At 44.8% G+C, this 26,281-nt stretch carries 24 protein-coding genes; 15 read left to right on the top strand and 9 right to left on the bottom strand.

Going from position 1 to position 26,281, the window contains the following annotated elements; genetic code table 11:
* Nucleotides 1-5: 5 nt before the first annotated feature.
* Complete coding sequence (gene lnt / locus F0251_RS10510) at nucleotides 6-1,523, top strand: apolipoprotein N-acyltransferase (protein WP_171730935.1); 1,518 nt, start codon at nucleotides 6-8, stop codon at nucleotides 1,521-1,523.
* 72 nt (nucleotides 1,524-1,595) lie between these two features.
* On the opposite strand, the gene F0251_RS10505 is transcribed toward lnt, so the two are convergent.
* A complete protein-coding gene (locus F0251_RS10505; RefSeq protein WP_061033217.1) occupies nucleotides 1,596-2,066 on the bottom strand; it encodes a zinc ribbon-containing protein in 471 nt (156 codons plus the stop codon).
* Nucleotides 2,067-2,328: 262 nt separating this feature from the next.
* Here F0251_RS10505 and leuS point away from each other — a divergent pair, with 262 nt between their 5' ends.
* From leuS to lipA, 12 genes are all read left to right on the top strand, one after another.
* Nucleotides 2,329-4,905, top strand: a complete 2,577-nt coding sequence (gene leuS, locus F0251_RS10500; protein ID WP_171730934.1) for a leucine--tRNA ligase — start codon at nucleotides 2,329-2,331, stop codon at nucleotides 4,903-4,905.
* 165 nt (nucleotides 4,906-5,070) lie between these two features.
* Nucleotides 5,071-5,724, top strand: a complete 654-nt coding sequence (gene lptE, locus F0251_RS10495) for an LPS assembly lipoprotein LptE (protein ID WP_171730933.1) — start codon at nucleotides 5,071-5,073, stop codon at nucleotides 5,722-5,724.
* A gap of 12 nt (nucleotides 5,725-5,736) precedes the next feature.
* Nucleotides 5,737-6,762, top strand: a complete 1,026-nt coding sequence (gene holA, locus F0251_RS10490; RefSeq protein WP_171730932.1) for a DNA polymerase III subunit delta — start codon at nucleotides 5,737-5,739, stop codon at nucleotides 6,760-6,762.
* 50 nt (nucleotides 6,763-6,812) lie between these two features.
* Nucleotides 6,813-7,130, top strand: a complete 318-nt coding sequence (rsfS, locus tag F0251_RS10485; RefSeq protein ID WP_008224165.1) for a ribosome silencing factor — start codon at nucleotides 6,813-6,815, stop codon at nucleotides 7,128-7,130.
* 3 nt (nucleotides 7,131-7,133) lie between these two features.
* A complete protein-coding gene (gene rlmH / locus F0251_RS10480; protein ID WP_004737638.1) occupies nucleotides 7,134-7,604 on the top strand; it encodes a 23S rRNA (pseudouridine(1915)-N(3))-methyltransferase RlmH in 471 nt (156 codons plus the stop codon).
* Between the two features lie 6 nt (nucleotides 7,605-7,610).
* The gene (mrdA, locus tag F0251_RS10475) at nucleotides 7,611-9,503 is read left to right on the top strand and encodes a penicillin-binding protein 2 (protein ID WP_116870155.1); all 1,893 of its coding nucleotides are present in this window, start codon (nucleotides 7,611-7,613) and stop codon (nucleotides 9,501-9,503) included.
* Nucleotides 9,503-10,624, top strand: coding sequence for a rod shape-determining protein RodA (gene rodA, locus F0251_RS10470; RefSeq protein ID WP_105059129.1), 1,122 nt, complete (start codon nucleotides 9,503-9,505; stop codon nucleotides 10,622-10,624). The genes mrdA and rodA overlap by 1 nt, the downstream gene beginning before the upstream one ends.
* Before the next feature lie 3 nt (nucleotides 10,625-10,627).
* A complete protein-coding gene (locus F0251_RS10465; protein ID WP_171730931.1) occupies nucleotides 10,628-11,467 on the top strand; it encodes a septal ring lytic transglycosylase RlpA family protein in 840 nt (279 codons plus the stop codon).
* Nucleotides 11,468-11,560: 93 nt separating this feature from the next.
* Entirely contained in the window at nucleotides 11,561-12,742 is a 1,182-nt protein-coding gene (locus F0251_RS10460) for a serine hydrolase (protein ID WP_081090352.1), read from the top strand.
* A 232-nt stretch (nucleotides 12,743-12,974) separates the two neighbouring features.
* Entirely contained in the window at nucleotides 12,975-13,253 is a 279-nt protein-coding gene (gene ybeD / locus F0251_RS10455; RefSeq protein WP_026084358.1) for a DUF493 family protein YbeD, read from the top strand.
* Nucleotides 13,254-13,448: 195 nt separating this feature from the next.
* On the top strand, nucleotides 13,449-14,108 hold the full coding sequence (lipB, locus tag F0251_RS10450; RefSeq protein ID WP_171730930.1) for a lipoyl(octanoyl) transferase LipB: 660 nt from the start codon (nucleotides 13,449-13,451) through the stop codon (nucleotides 14,106-14,108).
* A 4-nt stretch (nucleotides 14,109-14,112) separates the two neighbouring features.
* The gene (gene lipA, locus F0251_RS10445; protein ID WP_017068511.1) at nucleotides 14,113-15,078 is read left to right on the top strand and encodes a lipoyl synthase; all 966 of its coding nucleotides are present in this window, start codon (nucleotides 14,113-14,115) and stop codon (nucleotides 15,076-15,078) included.
* A 170-nt stretch (nucleotides 15,079-15,248) separates the two neighbouring features.
* Here the strand turns inward: lipA and F0251_RS10440 are convergent, their stop codons facing one another.
* The 3 genes from F0251_RS10440 to F0251_RS10430 form a co-directional block, all read right to left on the bottom strand.
* Nucleotides 15,249-16,610 (bottom strand): sodium-dependent transporter, encoded by a 1,362-nt coding sequence (locus F0251_RS10440; protein WP_116870152.1) that lies wholly within the window; start codon nucleotides 16,608-16,610, stop codon nucleotides 15,249-15,251.
* A 278-nt stretch (nucleotides 16,611-16,888) separates the two neighbouring features.
* Nucleotides 16,889-17,665, bottom strand: a complete 777-nt coding sequence (locus F0251_RS10435) for a YggN family protein (protein WP_061033225.1) — start codon at nucleotides 17,663-17,665, stop codon at nucleotides 16,889-16,891.
* Nucleotides 17,666-17,753: 88 nt separating this feature from the next.
* A complete protein-coding gene (locus tag F0251_RS10430) occupies nucleotides 17,754-18,227 on the bottom strand; it encodes a GreA/GreB family elongation factor (RefSeq protein WP_102425977.1) in 474 nt (157 codons plus the stop codon).
* 145 nt (nucleotides 18,228-18,372) lie between these two features.
* Between F0251_RS10430 and F0251_RS10425 the strand changes: the two genes are divergently transcribed.
* Nucleotides 18,373-20,307, top strand: a complete 1,935-nt coding sequence (locus F0251_RS10425) for an ATP-dependent DNA helicase RecQ (RefSeq protein WP_171730929.1) — start codon at nucleotides 18,373-18,375, stop codon at nucleotides 20,305-20,307.
* A 74-nt stretch (nucleotides 20,308-20,381) separates the two neighbouring features.
* On the opposite strand, the gene dinB is transcribed toward F0251_RS10425, so the two are convergent.
* Nucleotides 20,382-21,458, bottom strand: coding sequence for a DNA polymerase IV (gene dinB, locus F0251_RS10420; protein ID WP_061033228.1), 1,077 nt, complete (start codon nucleotides 21,456-21,458; stop codon nucleotides 20,382-20,384).
* A 162-nt stretch (nucleotides 21,459-21,620) separates the two neighbouring features.
* Here dinB and F0251_RS10415 point away from each other — a divergent pair, with 162 nt between their 5' ends.
* On the top strand, nucleotides 21,621-22,862 hold the full coding sequence (locus tag F0251_RS10415) for a diguanylate cyclase (protein WP_061033229.1): 1,242 nt from the start codon (nucleotides 21,621-21,623) through the stop codon (nucleotides 22,860-22,862).
* 112 nt (nucleotides 22,863-22,974) lie between these two features.
* Here the strand turns inward: F0251_RS10415 and nqrM are convergent, their stop codons facing one another.
* From nqrM to nqrE, 4 genes are all read right to left on the bottom strand, one after another.
* On the bottom strand, nucleotides 22,975-23,229 hold the full coding sequence (nqrM, locus tag F0251_RS10410; RefSeq protein WP_004737624.1) for a (Na+)-NQR maturation NqrM: 255 nt from the start codon (nucleotides 23,227-23,229) through the stop codon (nucleotides 22,975-22,977).
* A 16-nt stretch (nucleotides 23,230-23,245) separates the two neighbouring features.
* Nucleotides 23,246-24,250, bottom strand: coding sequence for an FAD:protein FMN transferase (locus F0251_RS10405; RefSeq protein WP_105059125.1), 1,005 nt, complete (start codon nucleotides 24,248-24,250; stop codon nucleotides 23,246-23,248).
* Between the two features lie 174 nt (nucleotides 24,251-24,424).
* The gene (nqrF, locus tag F0251_RS10400) at nucleotides 24,425-25,651 is read right to left on the bottom strand and encodes an NADH:ubiquinone reductase (Na(+)-transporting) subunit F (RefSeq protein ID WP_008223085.1); all 1,227 of its coding nucleotides are present in this window, start codon (nucleotides 25,649-25,651) and stop codon (nucleotides 24,425-24,427) included.
* A gap of 29 nt (nucleotides 25,652-25,680) precedes the next feature.
* On the bottom strand, nucleotides 25,681-26,277 hold the full coding sequence (nqrE, locus tag F0251_RS10395) for an NADH:ubiquinone reductase (Na(+)-transporting) subunit E (RefSeq protein ID WP_004737621.1): 597 nt from the start codon (nucleotides 26,275-26,277) through the stop codon (nucleotides 25,681-25,683).
* Between the last annotated feature and the right edge of the window lie 4 nt (nucleotides 26,278-26,281).

The raw sequence follows: 26,281 nt of genomic DNA, 5'->3' as shown, positions 1-26,281 counted from the left end.
ATTAGATGACTAATACTTTTATTCATCGCCTATTACGGCCGCTTGCGGCCGTTTTTGTTGGCGCTATAACCACCCTCTCATTCGCTCCATACTCAATATGGCCTCTTGCCATTCTCAGCCCAGCTTTATTACTGCTACTGATCCACAATCGTTCACCTAAGAGTGCACTTTGGATTGGTTATGCATGGGGCCTAGGTCAGTTCACCACAGGAATCAGCTGGGTATATGTCAGTATTGACGGCTTTGGCGGTATGCCACTAGCGGCCAATCTATTTTTGATGGCACTCCTCGTTGGCTATTTAGCCGTATACTCAGGGCTCTTTACTTGGAGCTTAAATAAGTTCTTCCCCACTAATAATTTAAGCCGATTCTTCCTAGCCGCTCCGGCACTATGGTTGATCAGTGATTGGCTACGCGGCTGGGTAATGACAGGCTTCCCATGGCTGTGGTTGGGCTATAGCCAAATCGACTCTCCGTTAGGCTCTTTCGCACCAATTGGTGGTGTCGAGCTAGTGACTCTTGCCATTATCGTTTCAGCATCAGCGTTTGCTTATGCGGTTATAAACAGAGCCTGGAGCATCGTTGTTATTCCTGCAGTCGTATTTAGTACTGGCTTTGGTATTCGCAACATCGATTGGGTAACACCGAATCCTGAAAAAACCACCTCAGTGGTGTTGATTCAAGGTAATGTCGACCAGGACAGCAAATGGCTGCCAAGTCACCGCTGGCCGACTATGATGAAATACACTGACCTAAGCAGGGAAAACTGGGATGCAGATATCATCATCTGGCCAGAGGCCGCGATCCCTGCTTTTGAAGTCGAGATACCGTCTTTCCTACGTAACTTAGATAGCGCAGCTAAGATGAACAACAGTTCCATCATCACAGGTGTACTGAACCAGTCTGAAGATAAGAAATACTACAACAGTATTCTTTCTCTTGGTGTTAACCCATATGGTGAATACAGCTATGACCCAGACGAGCGCTACCACAAACATCACCTATTACCATTTGGTGAGTTTGTACCCTTTGAAGATATATTGCGTCCATTAGCACCGTTCTTTAACTTGCCAATGTCATCGTTCAGTCGTGGCGATTTCATCCAGCCAAACATTGTTGCTAACGGTCGTCATCTAGCGCCAGCTCTGTGTTATGAGATCATCTTTAATGATCAAGTAAGACAGAATGTGACAGACGATACGGACTTTATTCTAACGCTCTCTAACGATGCGTGGTTTGGCCGTTCAATTGGTCCATTACAACATATGGAAATCGCGCAAATGCGTGCCCTAGAGCTTGGTAAGCCGCTAATTCGCTCAACCAACAACGGTGTGACAGCGGTGACGGACTACAAAGGCAATATCATCAAGCAAATACCTCAGTTTGAAACGGCAGTTCTGAAAGCCGAGCTTGTTTCAACAGATGGCCAAACCCCTTACCGCGTGGTCGGTACTTGGCCATTGTATATTTGGGTGCTACTAAGCTTGGTAATTGGCTGGGTTGTGAGAAAACCAAAGAACTAGATTCGACATGAAATAACTTGAAGGGTTGGCCGTTTGGTCAACCCTTTGTGTTTATGACGTGTATGGGGAGATTTACGGCTTTAATGCTTTGCGACTAAACCCTTTCGAGCCGCACTTAATACATGGAATGATGGTCGTTGGATGGTTATATTCAGTTTGATGACCACACTCATCACAGACGAGCGTACCCAAGCCAATCACTTCGCCAGCTTGATACAAGCCTTGGTGCTCTAAATCTTGGAATAGCTCGACCCACTCTACTTTAGTGCGATCGGTAATATCGAGAAGCCCCTGCCAAATAGAATCTGCAATCATCAGATAAAATGGACCGCTTTTGCTCTCTTCGTAGCTCTCAGAAAACTCTTTCAAGTCTGACTTCACGTAGGCCGAGATCAGCGATAGCTCATCTTTAGTCATGTCATTGGCGGCTTTCGCATATTTGCCTGACGTTTCGATTTTGTTGTTGAGCTCTTCAGGACTATGCTTCAGCGTTTCGATAACCTCTTCAACCACTTCTTCATAGAGTGCTTTTTTCTTCGGCATAACAACCTCCTTAAGATAACCAACGTTATAGCGAGTAAACGAAGTGCTACAACGCTCCCTCGCTCACAAACAAATGCAATTCATACTCTTAAGTATAGTTGCCCTGCGAAATTCAGTGAAAATTACGCCATCTACAAGTCAGCAACTGCAAGTATGAAGGGTATAACTATTGTTGTACTAAGCTCCTTTAGGTATTCTATGACGATCTGTAAGATTCTGTTCTAACCGAACTCACAAATTCCAAGATAACCGGATACCATCGATGCAAGAACAATATAACCCGCAAGAGATTGAACAAAAGGTTCAACAACACTGGGATAACAGCGAAACTTTCGTTGTGAGTGAAGACCCAAACAAAGAAAAATTCTACTGTCTTTCTATGTTCCCGTACCCAAGTGGCCGACTGCACATGGGTCACGTGCGTAACTACACCATCGGTGATGTGGTATCTCGTTTCCAACGTCTACAAGGCAAAAACGTAATGCAACCAATCGGTTGGGATGCATTCGGCCTACCTGCAGAAAACGCAGCTGTAAAAAACAACACAGCACCTGCACCATGGACTTACGAAAACATCGAATACATGAAAAACCAGCTTAAGCTTCTTGGCTTTGGTTACGACTGGAATCGTGAATTCGCAACATGTACACCTGAATACTACCGCTGGGAACAAGAATTCTTCACAAAGCTTTACGAAAAAGGCCTAGTGTACAAGAAGACCTCTTCTGTTAACTGGTGTCCAAACGACCAAACTGTACTAGCGAACGAGCAAGTAGAAGATGGTTGCTGCTGGCGTTGTGATACTCCAGTAGAGCAAAAGAAAATTCCACAGTGGTTCATTAAAATCACTGAGTACGCTCAAGAGCTACTAGATGACCTAGACAACCTTGAAGGTTGGCCTGAAATGGTTAAAACCATGCAGCGCAACTGGATCGGTCGCTCTGAAGGTGTTGAGCTATCTTTCGCTGTTAACGGTGAAGAAGCGCCACTAGAAGTGTACACAACTCGTCCTGATACGCTGATGGGTGTGTCTTACGTTGGTATCGCTGCAGGTCACCCTCTTGCAGAGAAAGCATCAAAGAATAACCCAGAGCTTGCTGCATTCGTTGAAGAGTGCCGCAACACTAAAGTTGCTGAAGCTGAACTAGCAACGATGGAAAAGAAAGGTATGGATACTGGCTTAACGGCTATCCACCCTCTTAACGGTCGTGTTGTTCCTGTATACGTAGCAAACTTCGTACTTATGGATTATGGCACAGGCGCGGTAATGGCGGTTCCAGCTCACGATCAGCGTGACTACGAGTTCGCAACTAAGTACGGCATCGATATCATTCCAGTAATCAAGCCAGAAGATGGTTCTGAGCTAGATGTATCTGAAGCAGCTTACACCGAGAAAGGCGTACTGTTCGACTCTGGTGAGTTCGATGGTCTTGCTTTCCAGGAAGCATTCGACGCAATTGCTGCGAAGCTAGAAGCGGAAGGCAAAGGTAAGAAAACAGTAAACTTCCGTCTACGTGACTGGGGTGTATCTCGTCAGCGTTACTGGGGTGCTCCAATCCCAATGGTAACCACTGAAGACGGTGAAGTTCACCCAGTACCAGCAGACCAGCTACCTGTGATTCTTCCTGAAGATGTGGTAATGGATGGTGTTACTAGCCCAATCAAGGCTGACAAGTCTTGGGCAGAAACAACATTCAACGGCGAACCTGCTCTACGTGAAACAGACACGTTCGATACGTTCATGGAGTCTTCTTGGTACTACGCTCGTTACTGTTCACCACAAGCTGACGATATCCTAGATCCAGAAAAAGCGAACTACTGGCTACCTGTAGATCAGTACATCGGTGGTATCGAGCACGCTTGTATGCACCTTCTGTACTCTCGTTTCTTCCACAAACTGTTACGTGATGCAGGTTACGTGACGTCTGACGAACCATTCAAGCAACTACTATGTCAAGGCATGGTACTAGCAGATGCGTTCTACCATGAGAACGAGAAAGGCACTAAAGAGTGGGTTGCTCCTACTGATGTTGCTGTAGAGCGTGACGGTAAAGGCCGTATTACGTCTGCGAAAGACAACCAAGGCCGTGACGTTGCTCACTCAGGCATGATCAAGATGTCTAAGTCGAAAAACAACGGTATCGACCCACAAGAGATGGTAGACAAGTACGGTGCTGATACAGTACGTCTATTCATGATGTTTGCATCACCTGCAGACATGACACTTGAGTGGCAAGAATCTGGTGTTGAAGGTGCAAACCGCTTCCTTAAACGTGTTTGGAAACTGGTTCACGCTCACTCTTCTAAGGGCGCAGCTGAATCTGTTGACGTTGCAGCACTTTCTGGTGACCAAAAAGCACTTCGTCGTGATGTTCACAAGACTATCTCGAAAGTAACGGACGATATCGGCCGTCGCCAAACGTTCAACACGGCGATCGCTGCGATCATGGAACTGATGAACAAACTAGCGAAAGCGCCTCAAGAATCAGCACAAGATCGTGCAATCCTTGACGAAGCACTGAAAGCAGTAGTTCGCATGCTTTACCCAATGACTCCTCACATCTCTTACGAAATGTGGATTGCTCTTGGTGAATCAGATGTTGACTCAGCAACATGGCCAACATTTGACGAGAAAGCACTGGTTGAAGACGAGAAGACGATCGTTGTTATGATCAACGGTAAGCTGCGTGCGAAGCTAACTGTGGCAGCTGATGCAACAGAAGAGCAGGTTCGTGAGCTTGGTCTGAACGATGAGAACGCTAAAAAGTTCCTAGATGGCTTAACGATTCGTAAAGTTATCTTCGTACCTGGTAAGCTTCTAAACATCGTTGCTAACTAATCTTTGTAGACTAAAACGAACTTAATTCGTTTTTTGCAGTCTTTAGACAGGGTAATGACATTGCCCTGTCTACTTATTTAAACGCTTTACTTTCAGTGACTAACCTCACTTCAACAAGCTAAAGCCTTTAAATAAGTATTCTACCTTCATGAGAGCCATCAAATAATGCGCCTGATTTCACTATCTTCATTGAAAGTTACTATTGTTGTTCTAACCGTTAGCCTACTCAGTGCCTGTGGTTTTCACCTGCGCGGTGACTACTCAGTACCAGAAGAACTTAACAAGATCTCGGTAACCAGTTACGACCAATACAGTACGTTCACACGTATGATGAAGAGCCAGCTTCGTATGAGTGATGTAGAAATTGTGCCACCATCAGAAAATACCCCTAACCTGCATATCATTAGTGAAAGCGTTGGTGAAAGAACACTCTCTCTATACCAAAACACTCGTGCTGCTGAAATTGAGCTCACGTTCTACGCTTCATACCGTGTAACGATTCCTGATCTTGGTTCAAAAACCTTCTCAACCAGTGTTACCCGCAGCTACCTAGATAACCCGTTAACGGCTCTAGCAAAATCGGTTGAACGCGACATGATCGAAGATGAAATGCGTAAGCTAGCAACTAGCCAAATCCTTCGCCAAATGGCTCGCCTAAAAGCTAATATTGCCGCTGGTAGCATGAATCTAGAGTCATTAGAAAATGTTCAAGTTAAAGAGCTTGAGAAGCAATACAACATCAAGAATGTTGAGATTGACGACGTTGAAATTGATCCAAGTACAGAAGAAAAGCCAGAGCTCAGTGAATCTGCTCAGTAATAGGTTTATTTGATGCGTATTTTTGCTGACCGCTTACCAGAACAACTTGCTAAACAGCTGAGCAACGTTTACCTGATCTTTGGTAATGAGCCACTGTTATTACAAGAAAGCCGAGAAGCGATTCAAAAAGCGGCTAGACAACAAGGTTTCGAAGAACGTCACCGCTTTGCGATTGATAACAGTATGGACTGGAACCAAGTCTATGACTGTACTCAAGCGCTAAGCCTGTTTTCTAGCCGTCAGATTATTGAGCTTGAGCTGCCAGAGTCAGGCGTGAATGCCGCAATAGCCAAAGAACTGTTGACTATCTCTGAGCATATCCACAGCGATATCTTGCTAATTCTTGTTGGCACCAAACTGACAAAAGCTCAAGAAAACGCTAAGTGGTTTAAAGCACTCTCTAATAAAGGACATTGGGTAAGCTGCCTGACACCTGATGTCAGCAGGCTACCTCAATTTGTTCAAGTACGCTGTCGTCAAGTCGGATTATCGCCAGACCCTGAAGCTATTCAGATGCTGGCACAGTGGCATGAAGGCAACCTGTTTGCACTCACACAAAGCCTCGAAAAGCTGGCGCTTCAGTATCCAGATGGAAAGCTAACCTTAGTACGCTTAGAAGAGTCACTGAGCCGACACAACCACTTCACTCCATTCCATTGGAGTGATGCCCTATTGGCAGGGAAAGGGAATCGAGCACAGAGAATCCTAAGACAACTCGAAGCTGAAGGTGTCGAACCGGTTATTCTGCTGCGAAGCGTGCAACGAGAGCTTGCGTTGCTACTGCAAATGCAGCAACAAATGAAACTCATGCCGATCGGTCAGGTTTTCGAAAGACATCGTATCTGGCAATCGAAAAAGCCGCTTTATAACGCCGCGCTAACAAGAGTTTCAATTTCTCAATTACACTCACTGTTTGCGTTGCTGACCCAAGCAGAATTGATAACAAAAACGCAGTATGAGCAGTCGCCTTGGCCACTAATCCATCAGTTGAGCGTTGAGTTTTGTATCCCTTCAGCTTCAATACCATCTCACGCATAAAAGCGTGTTATGATCTTAGTAGAACCAAATTCAGATTTAAGGAACACCCAGTGTTACGTGAAGAACTAAAAGACTTTCTTGCAGACAAAGCTGACGACATGAAAGCAGAATCTATTGTGACCATCGATGTAGAAGGCAAATCAAGTGTGACGGATTACATGATCGTTTGTACTGGTACTTCTAAGCGCCACGTAGCTTCAATTGCTCAGCATGTTGCTGACGAAGTAAAGAAAGCCGGTCTTGAACCACTTGGTATGGACGGCCAGCAAGAAGGCGAATGGGTTGTACTAGATATGGGTACAAGCATGCTTCACGTTATGCAAGAAGAGCATCGTGAACTGTACCAACTAGAAAAACTTTGGGGCTAAACGTTGAAGATCCAGTTAATCGCGGTTGGCACGAAAATGCCGAAGTGGGTTGAAGAAGGGTTTAACGAATATAAACGCCGCTTCCCTCACGACATGCCGTTAGAACTCGTTGAAATCACGGCAGGTAAGCGTGGTAAGAACGCTGATATCGCTCGTATTCTTCAGAAAGAAGGCGAAGCCATGTTGGCTGCGGTGCCAAAAGGCAACCGAATTGTGACTCTAGATATCCCTGGAAGAAAATGGGACACACCACAACTTGCTGAGCAATTGGAAAGCTGGAAGTTGGATGGACGTGATGTTTCTATCCTGATTGGCGGGCCTGAAGGATTAGCACCTGCATGTAAAGCGGCTGCAGACCAAAGTTGGTCTCTGTCTGCGCTTACTCTCCCTCACCCATTAGTACGCGTTATCATGGCTGAAAGCTTGTATCGAGCTTGGAGCATCACTGCTAACCACCCTTATCATCGAGAATAAGCGTTAATGTTACGTAAACGTAGCCAAATCCGTGATTACAAAGCAGAAGCACGACTATTTACTAGTCGTGCTTTTGTTGCGTTTGCAGGCATCATTGTCATGATGTCCTTATTGGTTGTTAACCTGTACAACATTCAGGTCAATCAATATCAAGACTATAAAACTCGCTCTAACGACAACCGTATTAAAGTGGTGCCAATCGCACCAAACCGTGGTTTGATTTACGATCGAAACGGTGTACTTCTTGCCGAGAACCGTCCGGTTTTCAACCTAGAAATCACCCCCGAAAAAATCAAAGATATGGACGATACACTTGTCCGTCTACAAGAGTTAATTGAGATCCCACCAGAGCGTATTGAACGATTTAACCGTGAGCGCCGAAATTCACGACGCTTTAAATCAGTACCCATTCTTAATCAGCTGACAGAAGAACAGGTAGCTGTCTTCTCGGTAAATCAACACAAATTCCCAGGTGTTGAAGTTACAGGTACCTTAAAGCGCTTTTACCCGTACGGTGATGTGCTTACCCACGTTATCGGTTATGTCTCTCGTATCAACGACCGTGACATGCAGCGATTGGTGCGAGAAGAAAAAGACGCCAATTACCAAGCTACCCGTGATATCGGTAAGCTGGGTATCGAACGCTATTACGAAGATTTGCTACACGGCACAGCCGGCTATCAAGAAGTTGAAGTAAACAGCCGTGGACGTGTTATTCGCACACTAAAATTTGTTCCTTCTGTTCCGGGTAAAGATATTGTACTGAACCTAGATATCAATCTTCAGCTTTACGTTCATAAGCTACTCGATGGACGCCGTGGCTCAGCAGTTGTATTGGATCCAAAAGACAACGGCGTATTAGCAATGGTTTCAAGCCCGAGCTATGACCCGAATGCGTTCGTGCATGGCATTTCCTCTAAAGGGTATAACGCACTGCTTCAGGATAAGAACCGTCCTCTAGTAAACCGAACCACACTTGGCATCTATCCACCAGCATCAACGATCAAACCCTTCATGGCCGTTGCAGCTTTACAAGAAGGTGTCATTACACCGAATACCACACGTAACGACCCTGGCTACTGGAAGATCCCGAACTCTAAAACTCGACCATTCCGAGATTGGTTACGTTGGGGACACGGTAAAGTCGATATCGTAAAAGCCATCGAAGAATCGGTGGACACTTTTTTCTACCAGATCGCGTATGACCTAGGTATAGACCGCATATCCAAATGGATGATGATGTTTGGATTTGGCGATTACACGGGCATCGATATTTACGAAGAAAGTAAAGCCAACATGCCAACACGAGACTGGAAAATGGCCAGACACCGTGTGCCATGGTACCAAGGTGACACAATCCCTGTAGGTATCGGTCAAGGCTATTGGACGGCTACACCAATGCAGATTGCAAAAGCGACCTCTGTGCTGGTCAATAAGGGCGAGGTAACAGCACCTCACCTATTACGTGCCACCATTGAAAACGGTCACCCATTCGACGAGCAAGTTATGTCGGACATTGAAACTTACCCGCCACTAACAGGGGTTAAGAAGAAGTACTGGGATATCGCTCAAGAAGGTATGAAGCTGGCTAACCACGGTAAAAAAGGGACAGCCAGACGCTCATTCCAAAATATGTCTTACGTTACCGCAGGTAAGTCAGGTACAGCACAAGTCTTTGGCCTGAAAGAAGATGAAGAGTACAACGCCGATGAAATCGCTGAGCACCTACGTGACCACGCATTGTTTACTGGCTATGCACCGCTTGAAGATCCAGAGGCCGTTGTCACTATCGTTCTCGAAAATGCTGGCGGTGGTTCATCGAATGGCGGCCCAGTAGTAAGACGAATTCTAGACCACATTATCCTTGCAGAAGATTATCAAAGCGAGCCAATAAAATAATGAAACTTGATCCTTCAACAGGACGAAACAGAGCCTTATTTGAAAGGCTCCATATCGATCTGCCACTCTTACTCGGCATTCTAGTTTTAATGGGCTTTGCCTTATTAATCATGTACAGCGCGAGTGGACAGAGCTTAGCGATGATGGATCGCCAGGCGATGCGTATGGCACTGTCTTTGGGCGTAATGATTTTCTTAGCTCAGATATCACCACGTACCTACGAGACTCTAGCCCCAGTGCTATTCGCTGGCGGCGTTATTCTGCTATTAGGCGTACTCTTCTTTGGCGAAGCCTCTAAAGGTGCACAGCGTTGGCTGAATTTTGGTTTTGTTCGATTCCAGCCCTCTGAACTCCTAAAGCTCGCCGTGCCTTTGATGCTAGCGAGGTTTATTGGTAAGCGTTCACTACCACCGACATTCCAAACCTTAGCAATCTCGCTGGTTATGGTATTTGTACCAACCATTCTGATCGCTAAGCAGCCCGATTTAGGCACCTCTATCCTTATCGCGGCATCGGGTATCTTCGTGATATTCCTAGCGGGTATTAGCTGGAAGATCATTGCCAGTGCAGCTGTCGCCTTAGGCGCATTTATCCCAATTCTGTGGTTCTTCTTAATGCGTGAATACCAAAAGGTACGTGTTAGAACCCTTTTTGATCCTGAATCAGATCCATTAGGTGCGGGTTACCACATCATTCAAAGTAAGATTGCGATAGGTTCAGGTGGTATATCAGGGAAAGGCTGGCTACAAGGGACACAATCTCAACTAGAGTTCATTCCAGAGCGCCATACTGACTTCATCTTTGCGGTTATCGCTGAAGAATGGGGCATGATAGGTATCTTGTTCTTACTTGCGATCTACCTATTCATTATTGGACGTGGTTTGTACTTAGCAAGCCAAGCGCAGACGGCCTTTGGTCGAATGATGGGAGGCAGTATTGTACTGAGCTTCTTCGTTTATATTTTTGTAAATATTGGCATGGTAAGTGGCATTCTACCGGTTGTAGGTGTACCTCTTCCTTTAGTGAGCTATGGCGGTACCTCTATGGTTACCCTAATGGCTGGTTTTGGTATTTTAATGTCGATCCACACACATAGAAAAGCATTCTCAAAGGCGACCTAATCGATGTCTATTACAACGTTTTCAAAAAAAGCATCCTTGGTTGATGAGATGCCAATCAAAAAAATAGTCTCAATTCTGGGCTTAGCGATCTTAATCAATGGCTGTGCTTCTCAGAAACCAACTGGTCGCTACGATATCGATTCAGATATCGCGCCTGATGCCCCTATCTCGGTCGAGCATCTAGAGGACGCGCATCCTCAATATGAACCGTACAGCCTAGGCGGTAACAGTGACTACACTCTGCGTGGTGAAGATTACAAAATCGTAAAAGAAACCGAAGGCTTCACCGAGAAAGGCAAAGCGTCTTGGTATGGCAAAAAATTTCATGGTCATTTGACGTCTAACGGCGAGATTTACGACATGTATTCGATGTCGGCAGCGCACAAAACATTACCTATTCCGAGTTATGTCAAAGTCACTAATACCGACAACAACAAAACAACGATTGTGCGTATTAATGATCGCGGCCCATTCCATGAAGGCCGAATCATTGACCTCAGCTATGCGGCAGCTTACAAGCTTGATGTCTTAAGGACTGGCACTGCCAATGTTGAAATTGAAGTAATCAAAGTGGCGATGCCAACTGACGCTAAGAAAAAGGCAGCTTTGCCACAATTTATTATTCAAGTCGCAACATCGCAACATGAAGACAGAACGGAGAAGTTAGCCAAAGATCTCAGCGAAAAGCTAGCAGTAGCAAGCTTCTTGCAGCCAAATGATGGTCAATACCGACTGATGCTTGGGCCATTTCATGACTATGCTCTGACTCAAGAGAAATTAGAACAGGTTAAGCTGATGGGTTACCCTTCTGCTTATATCAAGAAACACACGCTAACTCGCTAATTAATCTGACAGTAACCTCTGGTAATCAGCGCTCTGGTGTGACAGAGTGATTCTGGTAAGATATGAATAGTTAACCAAATAATTGCATTCAAAATGATTAAATCTAATAAACTTGTTAAAACGATTTTTGCTACTTCTGTTGCGCTTTCAGCAACAATAGCTACATCGTCATTCGCTGCTCCAATTGTTGTTCCTGATGCACCACAAATCGCCGCTAAAGGTTTTGTTCTGATGGATTACCATTCAGGCAAAGTACTAGCAGAGAAAGAGATGAATACTCAACTTTCTCCAGCAAGTTTAACCAAGATGATGACGAGCTACGTAATCGGTCAAGAACTTGAGCGTGGTAACATCAACCTAAACGACGATGTTGTAATCAGTGAAAATGCTTGGGCTAAAAACTTCCCAGACTCATCTAAAATGTTCGTTGAAGTTGGCACAACGGTTAAAGTTGAAGAACTGAACCGCGGTATCATCATTCAATCAGGTAACGATGCTTGTGTTGCAATGGCTGAGCACATTGCTGGATCAGAAGACGCATTCGTTGACCTTATGAACGCATGGGCAAGCTCGATCGGCATGAAAGACACGCACTTTGCTAACGTGCACGGTCTAGACAACCCGAACCTATACTCAACGCCTTACGATATGGCACTGCTTGGTCAGGCGCTAATTCGTGACGTTCCTGATGAGTACCGTATCTACTCACAGAAAAAATTCACTTACAACGGCATCACCCAGTACAACCGTAATGGTTTGTTGTGGGATAAGAGCATGAACGTTGATGGTATTAAAACAGGCCACACAAGCAATGCAGGTTACAGCCTAGTAAGCTCAGCAACCGAAGGCAAAATGCGCCTAGTTGCGGTTGTGATGGGTACTAAGAATGCAAACGCTCGTAAAACAGAAAGCAAAAAGCTGCTTAGCTACGGCTTCCGCTTCTTCGAAACAGTGGCACCACATACTGCTGGTGAAACTTTCGTAGAAGAGAAAATCTGGATGGGTAGTAAAGACACAGTTGCTCTAGGTGTCGACGAAGATACTTTCGTAACTCTGCCTCGCGGCCAAGCTAAAGACCTTAAAGCAAGCTTTGTACTTGAGAAAGAGCTAGAAGCGCCAATCAGCAAAGGTGATGTTGTTGGTAAACTTTTCTACCAAGTTGATGGTGAAGACGTTGCGGAATACCCACTACTAGCACTTGAAGACGTAGAGCAAGGCAGCCTATTTAGCCGCCTATGGGATTACCTAGTACTGCTATTCAAAGGCTTGTTCTAAGTAATTCCAAGGTTTTGTTCTAAACAAAATCTAAACTTGCTAGAAAGCTAACCTAATGAGTAAGTTCATTATTTACTCTTTAGCGAAACAAAAGCCGCCATGTGCGGCTTTTGTTGATCTTGAGTTCAGTGATATTTACACGTAATATTCCGCCTTATTACTCGAGTCTACTGACCGAACACGCTTTTTATCGACTTCCGCCAATTTGCGAGAGTCTAGCCTTTTGGAGCTAATCATGAACATCAATTCTGATGCAAAACTAAAAGACCTCTTAGAGTTCCCTTGTTCATTCACTTACAAAGTAATGGGCCATGCTAAGCCAGAACTGACTGAACTAGTGCTAGAAGTGATCCAGCGTCATGCTCCTGGTGACTACAGCCCAACACTAAAACCAAGTGCAAAGGGTAACTACCACTCTGTTTCTATCAACATCACTGCGACTTCAATTGAGCAGGTGGAAACGCTATACAAAGAACTAGGCGAGATCGAAATCGTTCGTATGGTTCTGTAATCCTCGATTACGCATGAAAAACAGCGGCTTAATGCCGCTGTTTTTGTTTATAGCACCCTATTGCGGTCAAATTCATTCAACTTAATTTTAAATAAATACAAAGAAAGTTGAAAAACCTTGCAGTCCATCTGTAGTTAGAATCATGTTTCGCGTTTATAATGCGTTCACTTTATTAATCCTTGAGGGAGTGCCGCTTTGCAAAACAAGCTAATCGTAAAAAAATTAGGCCGTCAGGATTACGAACCTGTATGGAAAGCCATGCATAAGTTCACAGACGAACGCACAGAAGAAGACGTAGACCAAGTATGGTTGGTTGAACACAACCCTGTCTTCACTCAAGGACAAGCAGGCAAAGCTGAGCATGTATTAAATGCTGGCGATATCCCTGTGATACAAAGCGATCGCGGTGGCCAAGTGACTTACCACGGCCCAGGTCAGTTAGTAGCTTACTTTCTGATTAACATCCGCCGCAAGAAGTTTGGAGTGCGCGATTTGGTTACTCATATCGAGAACCTCGTAATCAACACTCTGAAAGCTTACAATATAGATTCAGCTGCCCGACCTGACGCTCCTGGTGTTTATGTCGATGGCAAGAAAATCTGTTCACTCGGACTACGTATTCGACGTGGCTGCTCATTCCACGGGCTAGCACTGAACGTCGATATGGACTTGTCCCCATTCCTACGCATTAACCCATGCGGTTACCAAGGTATGGAAATGGCACAGGTAAGCCAACTTGGCGGACCAAGTGAATTAGAGAACGTTGAGCAACAGTTAATACAAGAGCTCGTAGAGCTGCTCGGCTATGACCAAGTAGACATTCAAGCCACCAATAACATTACAGCAGAAGCATAAAATCATGAGCAAACCAATCCAAATGGAAAAAGGCGTTAAATATCGTGACGCTGACAAAATGGCATTAATTCCCGTAAAGAATATGCCTGCTGAACAGAAAGAAGTACTACGTAAGCCAGAATGGATGAAGATTAAACTTCCTTCTGACAGCCATCGTATCCAAGAAATCAAATCAGCAATGCGCAAAAACAACCTGCACTCAGTTTGTGAAGAAGCGTCTTGCCCTAACCTAGCCGAGTGTTTCAACCACGGTACGGCAACGTTTATGATTCTTGGCGCTATCTGTACTCGTCGCTGCCCGTTCTGTGATGTTGCCCATGGTCGTCCTGTTGCTCCTGAAGCAGAAGAGCCGAAGAAACTGGCGAAAACAATTCAAGACATGAAACTGAAGTATGTAGTAATAACTTCAGTTGACCGTGATGACTTGCGTGACGGTGGTGCTCAACACTTTGCAGACTGTAACCGTGAGATCCGCGAGCTCAACCCAAATATTCGCATCGAAACGCTGGTTCCAGACTTCCGCGGTCGTATGGACGTTGCACTTGAGCTACTGAAAGACAATCCACCAGATGTTTTCAACCACAACCTTGAGACAGCGCCACGCCTATACCGTAAAGCGCGCCCAGGTGCGAACTACAAATGGTCTCTTGATCTACTGAAGAAGTTTAAAGAGCAGCACCCAGACATCCCAACAAAATCTGGCGTTATGATGGGTCTTGGTGAAACTAAAGAAGAGATCATTCAAGTATTGAAAGACCTTCGTGAGCACGGCGTAACTATGCTGACTCTTGGTCAATACCTAGCGCCAAGCCGTCACCATTTACCAGTAGAACGCTACGTGCCGCCTTCAGAGTTCGACGAGCTGAAAGAGATTGCTCTAGAGCTAGGCTTCACTCACGCAGCATGTGGTCCGTTTGTACGTTCTTCTTACCATGCAGACTTGCAAGCACAAGGTATGGAAATCAAGTAACCTTGATTGCTTAAACCAAGATTGAAAAGGCGCTGAACTAACGGTTCAGCGCCTTTTTTCTATCGAGTAAAGCAAACTTGTTCTACACAAAAACAACAAAGCCGCTCAATGAGAGCGGCTTTGTTAAATTCAGATGTCTAGACGATAGACAAGTGAACAATAATGGCTAATTAGCCGAAAGAAGCCCAGATTACCGTTGCCACTAAGATTGGGCACACGAACTTCACATACATCGGCCAAACCTTACCAAACCAGCCAAGTTGAAAATCAGGGCAGCCTTGTTCAAGCTCTTTTACTTTTGACGCTCGGCTCCACACCCATCCACCAAACAGGCAGAACATCAATGCAGCAATTGGCTGTAGGTACTGTGTCGCTATCATCGCCACCATGCCAAACATCGCAGCAAAGTTGTAAACAATTACCACACTGAACAGTGCGATTGCACCACCAATCACCCAACTTGTTGGCGTGCGTCTAGTATTAAAACGCTCGCTCACTAACGCTACCGGGCCTTCTAACATTGAGATAGAAGAAGTCAGCGCGGCAATGGTTAGCAACAAGAAGAAAACAATTGCGAATATCTGACCAAGCACACCTAAGCTATCAAACATCAAAGGTAGAACCGTGAATACTAGCGTGTCAGAGCTTAACAGCGAGCCATCTTCTGCATAGATTTGAACGCCTTTTTGCATCGCAACAAACATTGCAGGCATTACCACTAAACCGGCAATAAAAGCCACTGCGGTATCAACCAGCGTCACGTTCATCGCCATTTTTGGCAGGTTCTCTTTCTTACTTAAGTAAGATCCATAAACCAACATTGAACAGCCACCAATCGTTAGCGAGAAGAAGCCTTGTCCCATCGCCGCTAGAATCAGCTTTCTATCCCACACCTTTTCAAAATCAGGAACTAGGTAATGCTTCAAGCCTTCTATTGCGCCAGCTTGAGTCATGATGTACACGAACAATAAACCGAACAAAACAAACAGTGCTGGCATTAAACGCGTCGACCACTTCTCGATACCTTGTTTAACACCGCCCTGAACAATAAGAATGGTCAGTACGTAGAACGCTACAGTACCAAATACATTACGCTCAACGCTGAAGCCTTTAAACCAATCAGCAGCAGCCTCTAGACCAATAAGATCAGCGACAGCACCAATTAGGAAGCAGATTAACCAACCACCAACAATGCTGTAAAACGCCAGTACGGCACTTGGGACACTTAATCCAATCCAACCAACAAATTCACCGACTTTTTTGCCTAGCGGGCTAGCCGTTAGTGAACGCATACTATCAACTGGGTTGGCTTGACCATGACGACCAATCGCCATTTCAACCACCAGCATAGGGAACGCAACCACGAAAATCATGATTAGGTAAACAAGTAGAAAGGCACCACCGCCATTACTCGCTACCTGAGTTGGAAAACCCCAAATGTTACCCAAGCCAACAGCAGCACCAGCCGCAGCTAAAATAAAGCCTAAACGAGAACTAAACAGCTCTCTTGAAGAAGAAGATTGTTGTTCCATATTGCTCGCACAAAGAATCAGTGAACTAGTTGAGAAGTACAGTAATAAAAAGCAATGATAGACACAACCAATAAATGAACAATTCTCTAATTTTTACAATCAATGCGCTATTTAGAACCACAAAATTAACAAAATTCCAGTTAGATAATTTTTCACAAGCAGATATATAAGGATTATCAGTCTACACCATCATCAAATCAGATACTGATCCGTTGGGCAAATGCTATAAACAAAAAGAGCACCAACTGGTGCTCTTGCTATTCATCATTAGACTCGAATTAAATCGTGAATACTTGATAATCTTTTAAGTTTGGAATGATTTCATGCAGCTCTTGCTCTTGTTCTGCCATCTCATCAAGAGAGTCACAGAACTCTGCGCTTTCTTCTTCCACCTGCTTAGCGTGCTGCTTCATTCGCTCTTCAACTTTCAGCTTGAGTTCAGCCATGCTGTCTGTCAATTCCGTCAGGTTGAGTCCGCCTTCTTGCTTCATCTTTTCTGACATGGCATTAAAAGCACTAGAAATAAACTCTTGGTTAAAGATCTCTTTAGCTTTTTCGAAGTCTTCAGACCAACCATTGGCCATCGACTCAAAGCTGTCTGCAGGCAAAACCAGCTCGCCATCTTTGTAGTAACGGGCTTCTAGGTCTGCGAAAAACGTTTTCATAGACTCTTTTACGTTATCAAACGACTCTGGGGAGTCCAAGCTGACAGCAATATCGTCAATCACATCATTGGCTAATGCGAGACTTTCGCTCGCCATCTGCTTAGCTCGTGGTATGTACTCACTCATACTCTCACGATATTTTTCAATCGCCGCTTGTTGGTCAGCATCAAGCTCAACTTTCTCGCCATGAATATAGAGATTATTATTATCATCGAACACGGCGGTATCACCATTTACCTGATGAATTTCGACTTTTTGGTCATCGATTCGCAACTCATTCTTCAAATCAACTCGACATTGAGCCGCAAATGTTGGCAGGCTCACAACAGAGATCGCCGCTGTTAACGATGCAATTAATACACTGTTTTTCATAAATACATTGCTTTTCATAACATCCTCTCATCAATCTGCCAGATTACTATACCCCGAGTTTATGCTTCTTTGTCAGGGCAAGGTTTTATATCAATTCGCTCGGACCTCAATCAATAGAAACCACTTCGTAACAAAACGGTTTATCAGCGACGCTAAACTCAACCTCGTCGCCGACTTCTTTCCCCATAAGCGCCCGACCAAACGGCGCATTCGAAGTCAAAATAGAGACCTCATTACCGTTCCAGGTAACAGACAGCCCACCGACTCTCGGCCCCATGAAAAAATGCTTATATTGGTCATGCTCGTCAATCACCACAACGTAGCTACTCACCGTCACCTTTTCACTATCACGCAAAACTAGGTTTAGGTAGCACTGGATATCCTCTTCGCACTCTTGCACTCTCACCGCTTGTCCGTGAGCAAGGTACGAGGCTTCTAACGCCAACGTATCGTACTTGTGTTCAGGAACTGTCTCTTCATCAGTCGCAGCATCAATGGCACGCTGTGTAGCGGACTGCGCGATACGTAATCGAGATTCAAGTTGCTCTAAGATTATTTGGCGGAGCTCAGACTTATTCATACTATTGGGGTGCTTTTCTATAGGAGCTACAGAATAGAATTAGGTACAATCAGGTGCAAGAGATTTGATACCTCAAGCGACGCTATCGTCAATCAGCGCTCGCTTTAGCATCAAGACAACACTTATTAATTCAGGTAGAACACAAATGATTGAGCAGAAGCTAAAACAAGTATTCGGATTCGATTCACTGAGAAACGGACAGAAGCAAGTCATTGATAATGTTCTATCTGGTCACTCGACAGCGGCGATATTCCCGACAGGTTCAGGAAAATCACTCTGTTATCAGCTACCCGCTCTAAAGTTACCCCATTTAACCTTAGTGATATCGCCACTGCTCGCCTTGATGAAAGATCAACTCGCTTTCCTACACAGCAAAGGCATCAGCGCGGCTGCAATCGAATCGAGCCAAGACAGACAAACCACCCAGCAAGTGATGCAATCCGTACGCAACGGAGACACAAAGATCCTGATGATCTCAGTCGAACGACTGAAGAACGAACGCTTTCGCCAGTTTATTTCCCAAGTGCCTATCTCGTTACTTGTGGTCGATGAAGCACACTGTATTTCTGAATGGGGCCACAACTTCAGACCAGACTACCTCAAGCTGCCTCAATATCAAAAGCAGCTTAACATTCCTCAGGTACTGCTGCTCACAGCGACAGCCACAACATCCGTTATTCAAGATATGAAGTCTAAGTTCGATATCGATGAAGATCGTGTTGTGGTGACAGGCTTCTACCGTAAAAACCTCGACCTATCTATTCAGCCATGCGAACAAGCTAACAAGTTAGAAAGCTTGTGTAATGTGGTCAACCAAGCGGCGCGAGCACCCACCATTGTCTATGTTACTCTGCAGCAAACGGCAGAGATGGTTGCTCAACAACTCCGTAATGCCGGGGTTAATGCTGTGGCTTATCACGCAGGTCTTAAACCAGAAAACAGAGATGCAATTCAACAGCAATTCATGAATGATGACGTACACTGTATTGTGGCGACGATTGCATTTGGTATGGGCGTAGACAAATCGAATATCCGCCGAGTGATTCATTTCGACTTACCAAAATCGATAGAGAACTACTCCCAAGAGATAGGAAGAGCTGGCCGTGATGGGCAAGCTTCTGAGTGTATTTTACTGGCTAACAAACACGGCTTGAGCACACTTGAGAACTTCGTGTTTGGCGATACACCGGACAACATATCCATCCAAGCAGTATTAAAAGAGATCTACGAAAACCAAAACATTGGGCCATCTGGCGCTAATCAATGGGAAATCATGCTTAACCAACTTTCGCGTGAATCTAACATTCGTCAACTGCCGCTTAAAACACTGCTGGTTTACCTCGAAATTGAAGGCGTGATTGAGCCGAAGTACAGCTACTTTGCGGATTACAAATTTAAGTTCATTCGTCCTAAGCAGCAGATCTGCGAGCAATTCCAAGGCGAACGTCGTAACTTTGTTGAAGCGATCTTCCAATGTTCACCGCAAGCGAGAGTTTGGTGTCAGGTCGACTTCGAAGCACTTTGGACTCACTTCCAAGCTGACCGTCAACGCGTGATTGCCGCTATCGATTACTTTAATGAGCAGGGCTGGATTGAGTTGGAAAGTAAACAGATCACCGACGTTTACGCGATCCATAATACTTCTGAAGAGATGATGCAGTTGTCTGAGCGACTCACCGAGTTGTTTAAAGCAAAAGAGAACAGTGAGATAAATCGTCTTAATCAAATGCTGAACTTCTTTGAGGCTGACACCTGCCTAAGCTCACGCCTAGCAAGCTACTTTGCAGATAACGAAGCGCCAAAAGCCTGCGGTCACTGCTCAGTATGTCGCGGCCAAGTGGCAACCTTGCCAAGCGTTGATGTTGAATCAGTCGATGATGAGACAGTAATGACATGGACTCATGAATTTATTTCTGCAAGCCAACAACTGATTACCGATGAAGCGATTACCCGTTTTCTCTGTGGAATCGCCACCCCACTTTCAACCAAGCTTAAAGCCAGCAAAATGGCTGGCTACGGAAAGCTAGAGCAACAACCTTTCGCCGACACCTTAGCGCGCGTAAAACAGCTTCCAAGATAACTCAAAACGATAAAAACCGACTAGGCTGTGAAGCTTAGTCGGTCTTAATGAAAAGCACTCGCCAACCTCTGTCTTTAGAAAAAGCTCAGCTGACGCATTTGGTCTTTAGGCTGCAACATCACACTCAAACCCAGTAAGCGTATCTCTCGCCCTTGCTGCCTTTTGAGTATTTCACTTAACAGCTCTTTGAAGTGCTCGCGATCTAGAGAAGCATGAATGTGCTCAATAGTGGTTTGCTGGAAATCAGCGAATTTGAGTTTGATACCCTGCTTGATGATCGCTTTACTTGGGCTAGCCTTTTCCAATCGAGTTTCAAGTTCAGGAAACAGTTTGTCTTCTATAACCTGCCAACACTCAGCGTAAGTCGATATGTTTTGGGTAAAGGTTCTTTCAACCCCAACAGACTTTCGCTCACGCTCGACAATGACTTCTCGCTCATCGATACCATGACTGCGCTTCCACAGTGAGGCGCCCTGACGACCAAATTTAAGTAGTAGATCGCGATAGTCAGACTCTTTTATATCCTTGCAGGTGAAAAAGCCCGCTTGGTGAAGCTTTTCAATACTCACCTTGCCGACGCCAGGGATCTTTTCAAGTGGTAGTTCATCGATCACCGCTTGCACGTCTTGTGGAGGGATAACGAATTGCCCGTTAGGCTTATTCATATCCGAAGCCACTTTCGCCAAGAACTTTATCGGAGCAATACCGGCAGACGCTGTTAGATTGAGTTCATTCCAGATATCACGACGAATAGATTCAGCGATAAGTGTTGCAGAGCCATGACACTGCTTTGAGTCCGTCACATCAAGAAATGCTTCATCCAACGACAACGGCTCTATCACGGCAGTATACCGAGAGAAAATCTCACGGATCTTTTTAGATATCTCGACATAAACCGACATTCTTCCCGGCACCACTAACAAGTTAGGGCAGAGTTGTAGCGCTTTAGCTGTCGGCATGGCCGAACGAACACCAAACTTACGCGCTTCGTAATTGCATGTGCTGAGCACACCACGCTGCTTTTCATGCCCGCCGACGGCTAACGGTCGGTTACGGTAGGCCGGGTTATCTCGCATTTCTACAGCCGCGTAAAAACAGTCCATATCGACATGGATTATTTTTCTCACTTTCTCTTGGTCCGCACTACACATCAACCAGTAACTCAACCTTACAACTGTATCTATGAACAGTATAATGGATAATTGTTGGTTTTAAAATGATCTAGAGTCCAGCTCAACAGGTTTAGCTTCAATCGCCACCTACTCTTCTGATAGTATTGTTAGGAGTATTTAGTCTATAAGTAGGGATAGCTTTTGAGTGAAAAAATACTAGTAGTAGAGGACAGTCGCGCATTCAGAAACTACCTTTACCAGCAATTTAAAAACGATGGTTATGAAGTTGCGCTCGCAGAATCTGTGGCTGAAGCCAAAGCTATCTTAGAGCAAGAGACGGATTTCTTGTGCGCCGTGCTCGACTACTGCCTACCTGACGGCCAAGATGGTGAGATCATTGATTTAGTGCTCGGCTATCAACAAAAAATCATCGTGCTTACCGGCATGTTCAACAACACCCTACGAGAACAAGTTCTGGCTAAAGGTGTGTTGGATTACATCCTCAAAGACAGCATGTCATCGGTCAGTTACTTGCTACCGCTTGTAAAACGAATCTCGAATAATCGACACCATAAAGCTCTGGTTGTTGATGATTCTGCTGTGGTTCGCCGATATGTCGTTCAACTTCTTGAACACCAATATATTCAAACCGTTCAGGCAGAAGATGGAGAGCAAGCGCTCGCACTGCTGCAAAACGATCCTGATATCACCGTTGTGGTCACTGACCACGATATGCCAAATAAAGACGGTATTTCGATGACTCGTGACATTCGAGTGCACCACGACCGTAACCAACTCGCTATCCTTGGCTTATCAGGCAGTGATGACCGCACCATGACCGCTCGTTTCCTTAAAGCTGGCGCCAATGACTTCCTCTATAAGCCCTTTAATCAAGAAGAATTCTTCTGCCGAATTCATCAACTCCTCGATATGAAAGAAGCGACGAGCGAACTGTTTCGCCATGCAAACGAGGATGCACTTACTGGCCTGTGGAACCGTCGTTATCTATTTAACCAGACGTGCAAGGGTTGTGAAGAACGCAATATTGCAATGATGGATATCGACTTCTTTAAAAAAGTGAACGACACCTATGGTCACGATGGTGGTGATGCGGTGTTGATTGAAGTTGGAAAAATTATCAAACAACACTTTAAAGACGACTTGCCCGTTAGGTTTGGCGGAGAAGAGTTTTGCATTCAATCATGCGGCCCATTTGAACAGTTTGTGGAAGCGTTGGAATCCATGAGAGACGCAATTGAAAGTCACCAAGTGGAGCATGATTCACAAATCATTAAAGTGACCATGAGCATTGGGGTAACCGATCAAGTGGGCTCTTTAGATGAACAGATTAAAGCCGCCGACGAACTGCTTTATACCGCTAAAGAACAAGGTCGAAACCAGCTAGTGTGCGCTCGCAATAATCTTCAGTTAGTTAACGAGTAGCTGAACCTTTCTAAGCATGAATCCAATTAGCGAAAAACAAAAAAAGCCCAAGGCACATACCTTGGGCTTCTGTTCTTGGAAAGCTTAATTCGCTCCCAATCAATATCGCTGATTAAGCAATACGATCTTTATTCCAAGCAGCTTCTTTTTGCTGACGCTCGGCCAGTTTCTCTTCGCGGTAAGCTTCACGGGCTTCACGCTTTTTACGCGCATCACAAGGTTCTGGGCAGTTACATACTTTATCAATACCAACTGCACCTAAGCCACCACAGCTACCTTTAACTACTTTCTTTTGAATGATGTAGCCAATAGACATTGCTGTAATCACAGCTAGAAAAACACCAAATGTAATCAGAAATGTATTCATAATTATCTCGCTTACCTTATTTACCTAAGTATGGCTTAAATGCTTCAGAAGCAACTTCTTTAAAGCCATCTGCTGTTTTTACCACCATGAACACAGGGATGTTATGTTGGTTTGCGACTTCCATTCCTTTCTCTTCACCTAAGACCATAAGGCCTGTAGATAAGCCGTCTGCAGTCATTGAAGACGGGTTTAAAACAGTTACAGAAACCACTTTATGGTGAAGAGGCTTTCCTGTTTCAGGGTTGATGATGTGTGAGTAACGAACACCATCACGTTCAAAATAGTTACGGTAATCACCAGAGGTTGCGATAGCCATATCACCCGGCTCGATGATCTCTTGGATATTACGCTCGTCAACGCTTGGTTTCTCAATCGCGATACGCCAGCCCACGTTCTCACGGTTTAAACCTTTCAGACGAATTTCGCCACCGACTTCAACCATGTAGTTGTGAATACCAATAGAATCAAGGTAGTCAGCGACGACGTCAACGCCCCAACCTTTTGCAATCGTGGATAGATCGACATACAGGTTAGGTAGGTCTTTCTTCAACATGTTGCCTTCAACGCTAAGGTGATGGATACCAATCTTAGCCTTGCGAGCCGCCAGCTCTTCATCTGATGGCACAACTTCGGGACGCGCTTCAGGACCAAAGCCCCACAAGTTAACTAACGGACCAACCGTTACATCCAGTGCTCCTTCAGTAAGACCGTTCAAACGAATCGCTTCTTTCACAACCGTCGCTGTTTGCTCAGATACTTCGAACGCATCTGCACCTTTATGCTGGTTGAAACGGCTTAATTCGGAATCTTTACGGTAAGTCGACATCTGGTCGTTTACTTCTTCAAGCAGGCGATCGATCTCTGTATGAACTTCATTAGACTCAGGAAATTCATCACCATTGATGTATTTAATATTGTAACTCGTGCCCATCGTTGGGCCACTCAAATGCACTTGCTCTCTTGACTGCTCACAGCCCGCAAGAAAAATCAAAGAAGTTAATGCAACAAGCCAAATTCTCACTTGCTTACTCCTGTCTAATGTTGAGGATTTATATAAGGAAAAATAAGAGTAAAAAATAGGTATTTTGAATGCCTTACTCTTTCTTATATAAGCCAGTATGTTGTCAAAAACTGTCTTAGAAAAACAAATGGCTGACTCGTAGGAGTCAGCCATAATATCAATCACTTAAGTGGATTAACCACCGAAGTCATCTAGTAGGATGTTTTCATCTTCTACACCAAGATCTTTCAGCATACCGATAACAGCAGCGTTCATCATCGGTGGACCACACATGTAGTACTCACAATCTTCAGGAGCTTCGTGATCCTTCAGGTAGTTTTCGTACAGTACGTTGTGGATGAAACCAGTGTAACCGTCCCAGTTGTCCTCTGGTTGAGGATCAGACAGTGCACAGTGCCATACGAAGTTTTCGTTTGCAGCCGCTAGGCCATCGAAATCTTCAATGTAGAACATCTCACGCTTAGAACGTGCGCCATACCAGTAAGACATCTTACGAGTAGACTTAAGACGCTTAAGTTGGTCGAAGATATGAGAACGCATAGGCGCCATACCTGCACCACCACCGATGAATACCATTTCATTGTCTGTGTCTTTAGCAAAGAACTCACCAAATGGACCAGAAATAGTACACTTGTCGCCTTCTTTAAGAGACCAGATGTATGAAGACATCACACCAGGAGCAACATCAGGGTTGTTTGGCGGCGGAGTCGCGATACGAACGTTCAACTTGATGATGCCTTTCTCTTCTGGGTATGAAGCCATTGAGTAAGCACGGATTGAATGTTCTTTAACGATAGACTCGTAACGGAATAGGTTGAACTTATCCCAGTCACCACGGTATTCCTCAGGAATATCGTAATCTGCGTATTTCACGTGATGTGGTTCAGCTTCAATCTGAATGTAACCACCCGCGCGGAACGGAACTTCTTCACCTTCAGGGATTGCTAGCGCAAGTTCTTTGATGAAAGTAGCTTCGTTGTTATTCGAGATAACAGTACATTCCCACTTTTTAACACCAAAGATATCTTCGTCTAGTTCAATCTCCATGTCAGTTTTCATAGCAACTTGACATGCAAGACGTTCGCCCTCGCGAGCTTCGCCTTTAGTGATGTGATCAAGTTCAGTTGGTAGGATGTCGCCACCGCCAGACTTAACTTTTACACGACACTGACCACAAGAGCCACCGCCACCACAAGCAGAAGATACGAAGATACCAGCGCCAGCTAGGGCACCAAGTAGCTTGCTACCAGGTTGAGTAACGATCGCCTTTTCAGGGTCGCCGTTTACTGAAATAGTGATGTCACCTGATGGTACTAGCTTAGATTTAGCGAATAGAATCACTAGCACTAGAGCCAATACAATAATGGTAAACATCGCTACGCCAAGAATAATGCTTTGCATTTGTTATTCCTTATTACTGGGTGCTTACCCTACAGTTGAACACCAGAGAAAGACATAAAGCCTAACGCCATCAGACCAACAGTAATGAACGTGATACCAAGGCCACGTAGACCTGGAGGTACGTCAGAGTACTTCATCTTCTCACGGATACCCGCAAGAGCAACGATAGCTAACATCCAACCCACACCAGAACCGAAGCCGTAAACAACAGATTCAGCAAAGTTGTAGTCACGAGTTACCATGAAAGATACACCACCAAAGATTGCACAGTTAACTGTGATCAGTGGAAGGAAGATACCTAGTGCGTTGTACAAAGGTGGGAAGAAGCGGTCTAGAACCATCTCTAGGATTTGTACAAGTGCCGCGATAACACCGATGAATGCGATGAAGTTAAGGAAACTTAAATCGACACCTTCAACAAGCGCGTTTTCTTTCAGAATGTTTGTGTAAACAAGGTTGTTCACAGGAACAGCGATTGTAAGTACTACAACTACCGCAACACCAAGACCAAAAGAAGTTTTAACTTTCTTAGATACCGCTAGGAATGTACACATACCTAGGAAGAAAGAAAGCGCCATGTTTTCGATGAAAATCGATTTAACTAGCAGACTAATATAATGTTCCATGACT

The sequence above is a fragment of the Vibrio sp. 070316B genome, from assembly GCF_013114115.1.
Taxonomy (GTDB): domain Bacteria; phylum Pseudomonadota; class Gammaproteobacteria; order Enterobacterales; family Vibrionaceae; genus Vibrio; species Vibrio chagasii_B.
The sequence above is the reverse complement of the archived record's forward strand: the minus strand, read 5'-3'. Positions and strand labels throughout refer to the sequence as shown.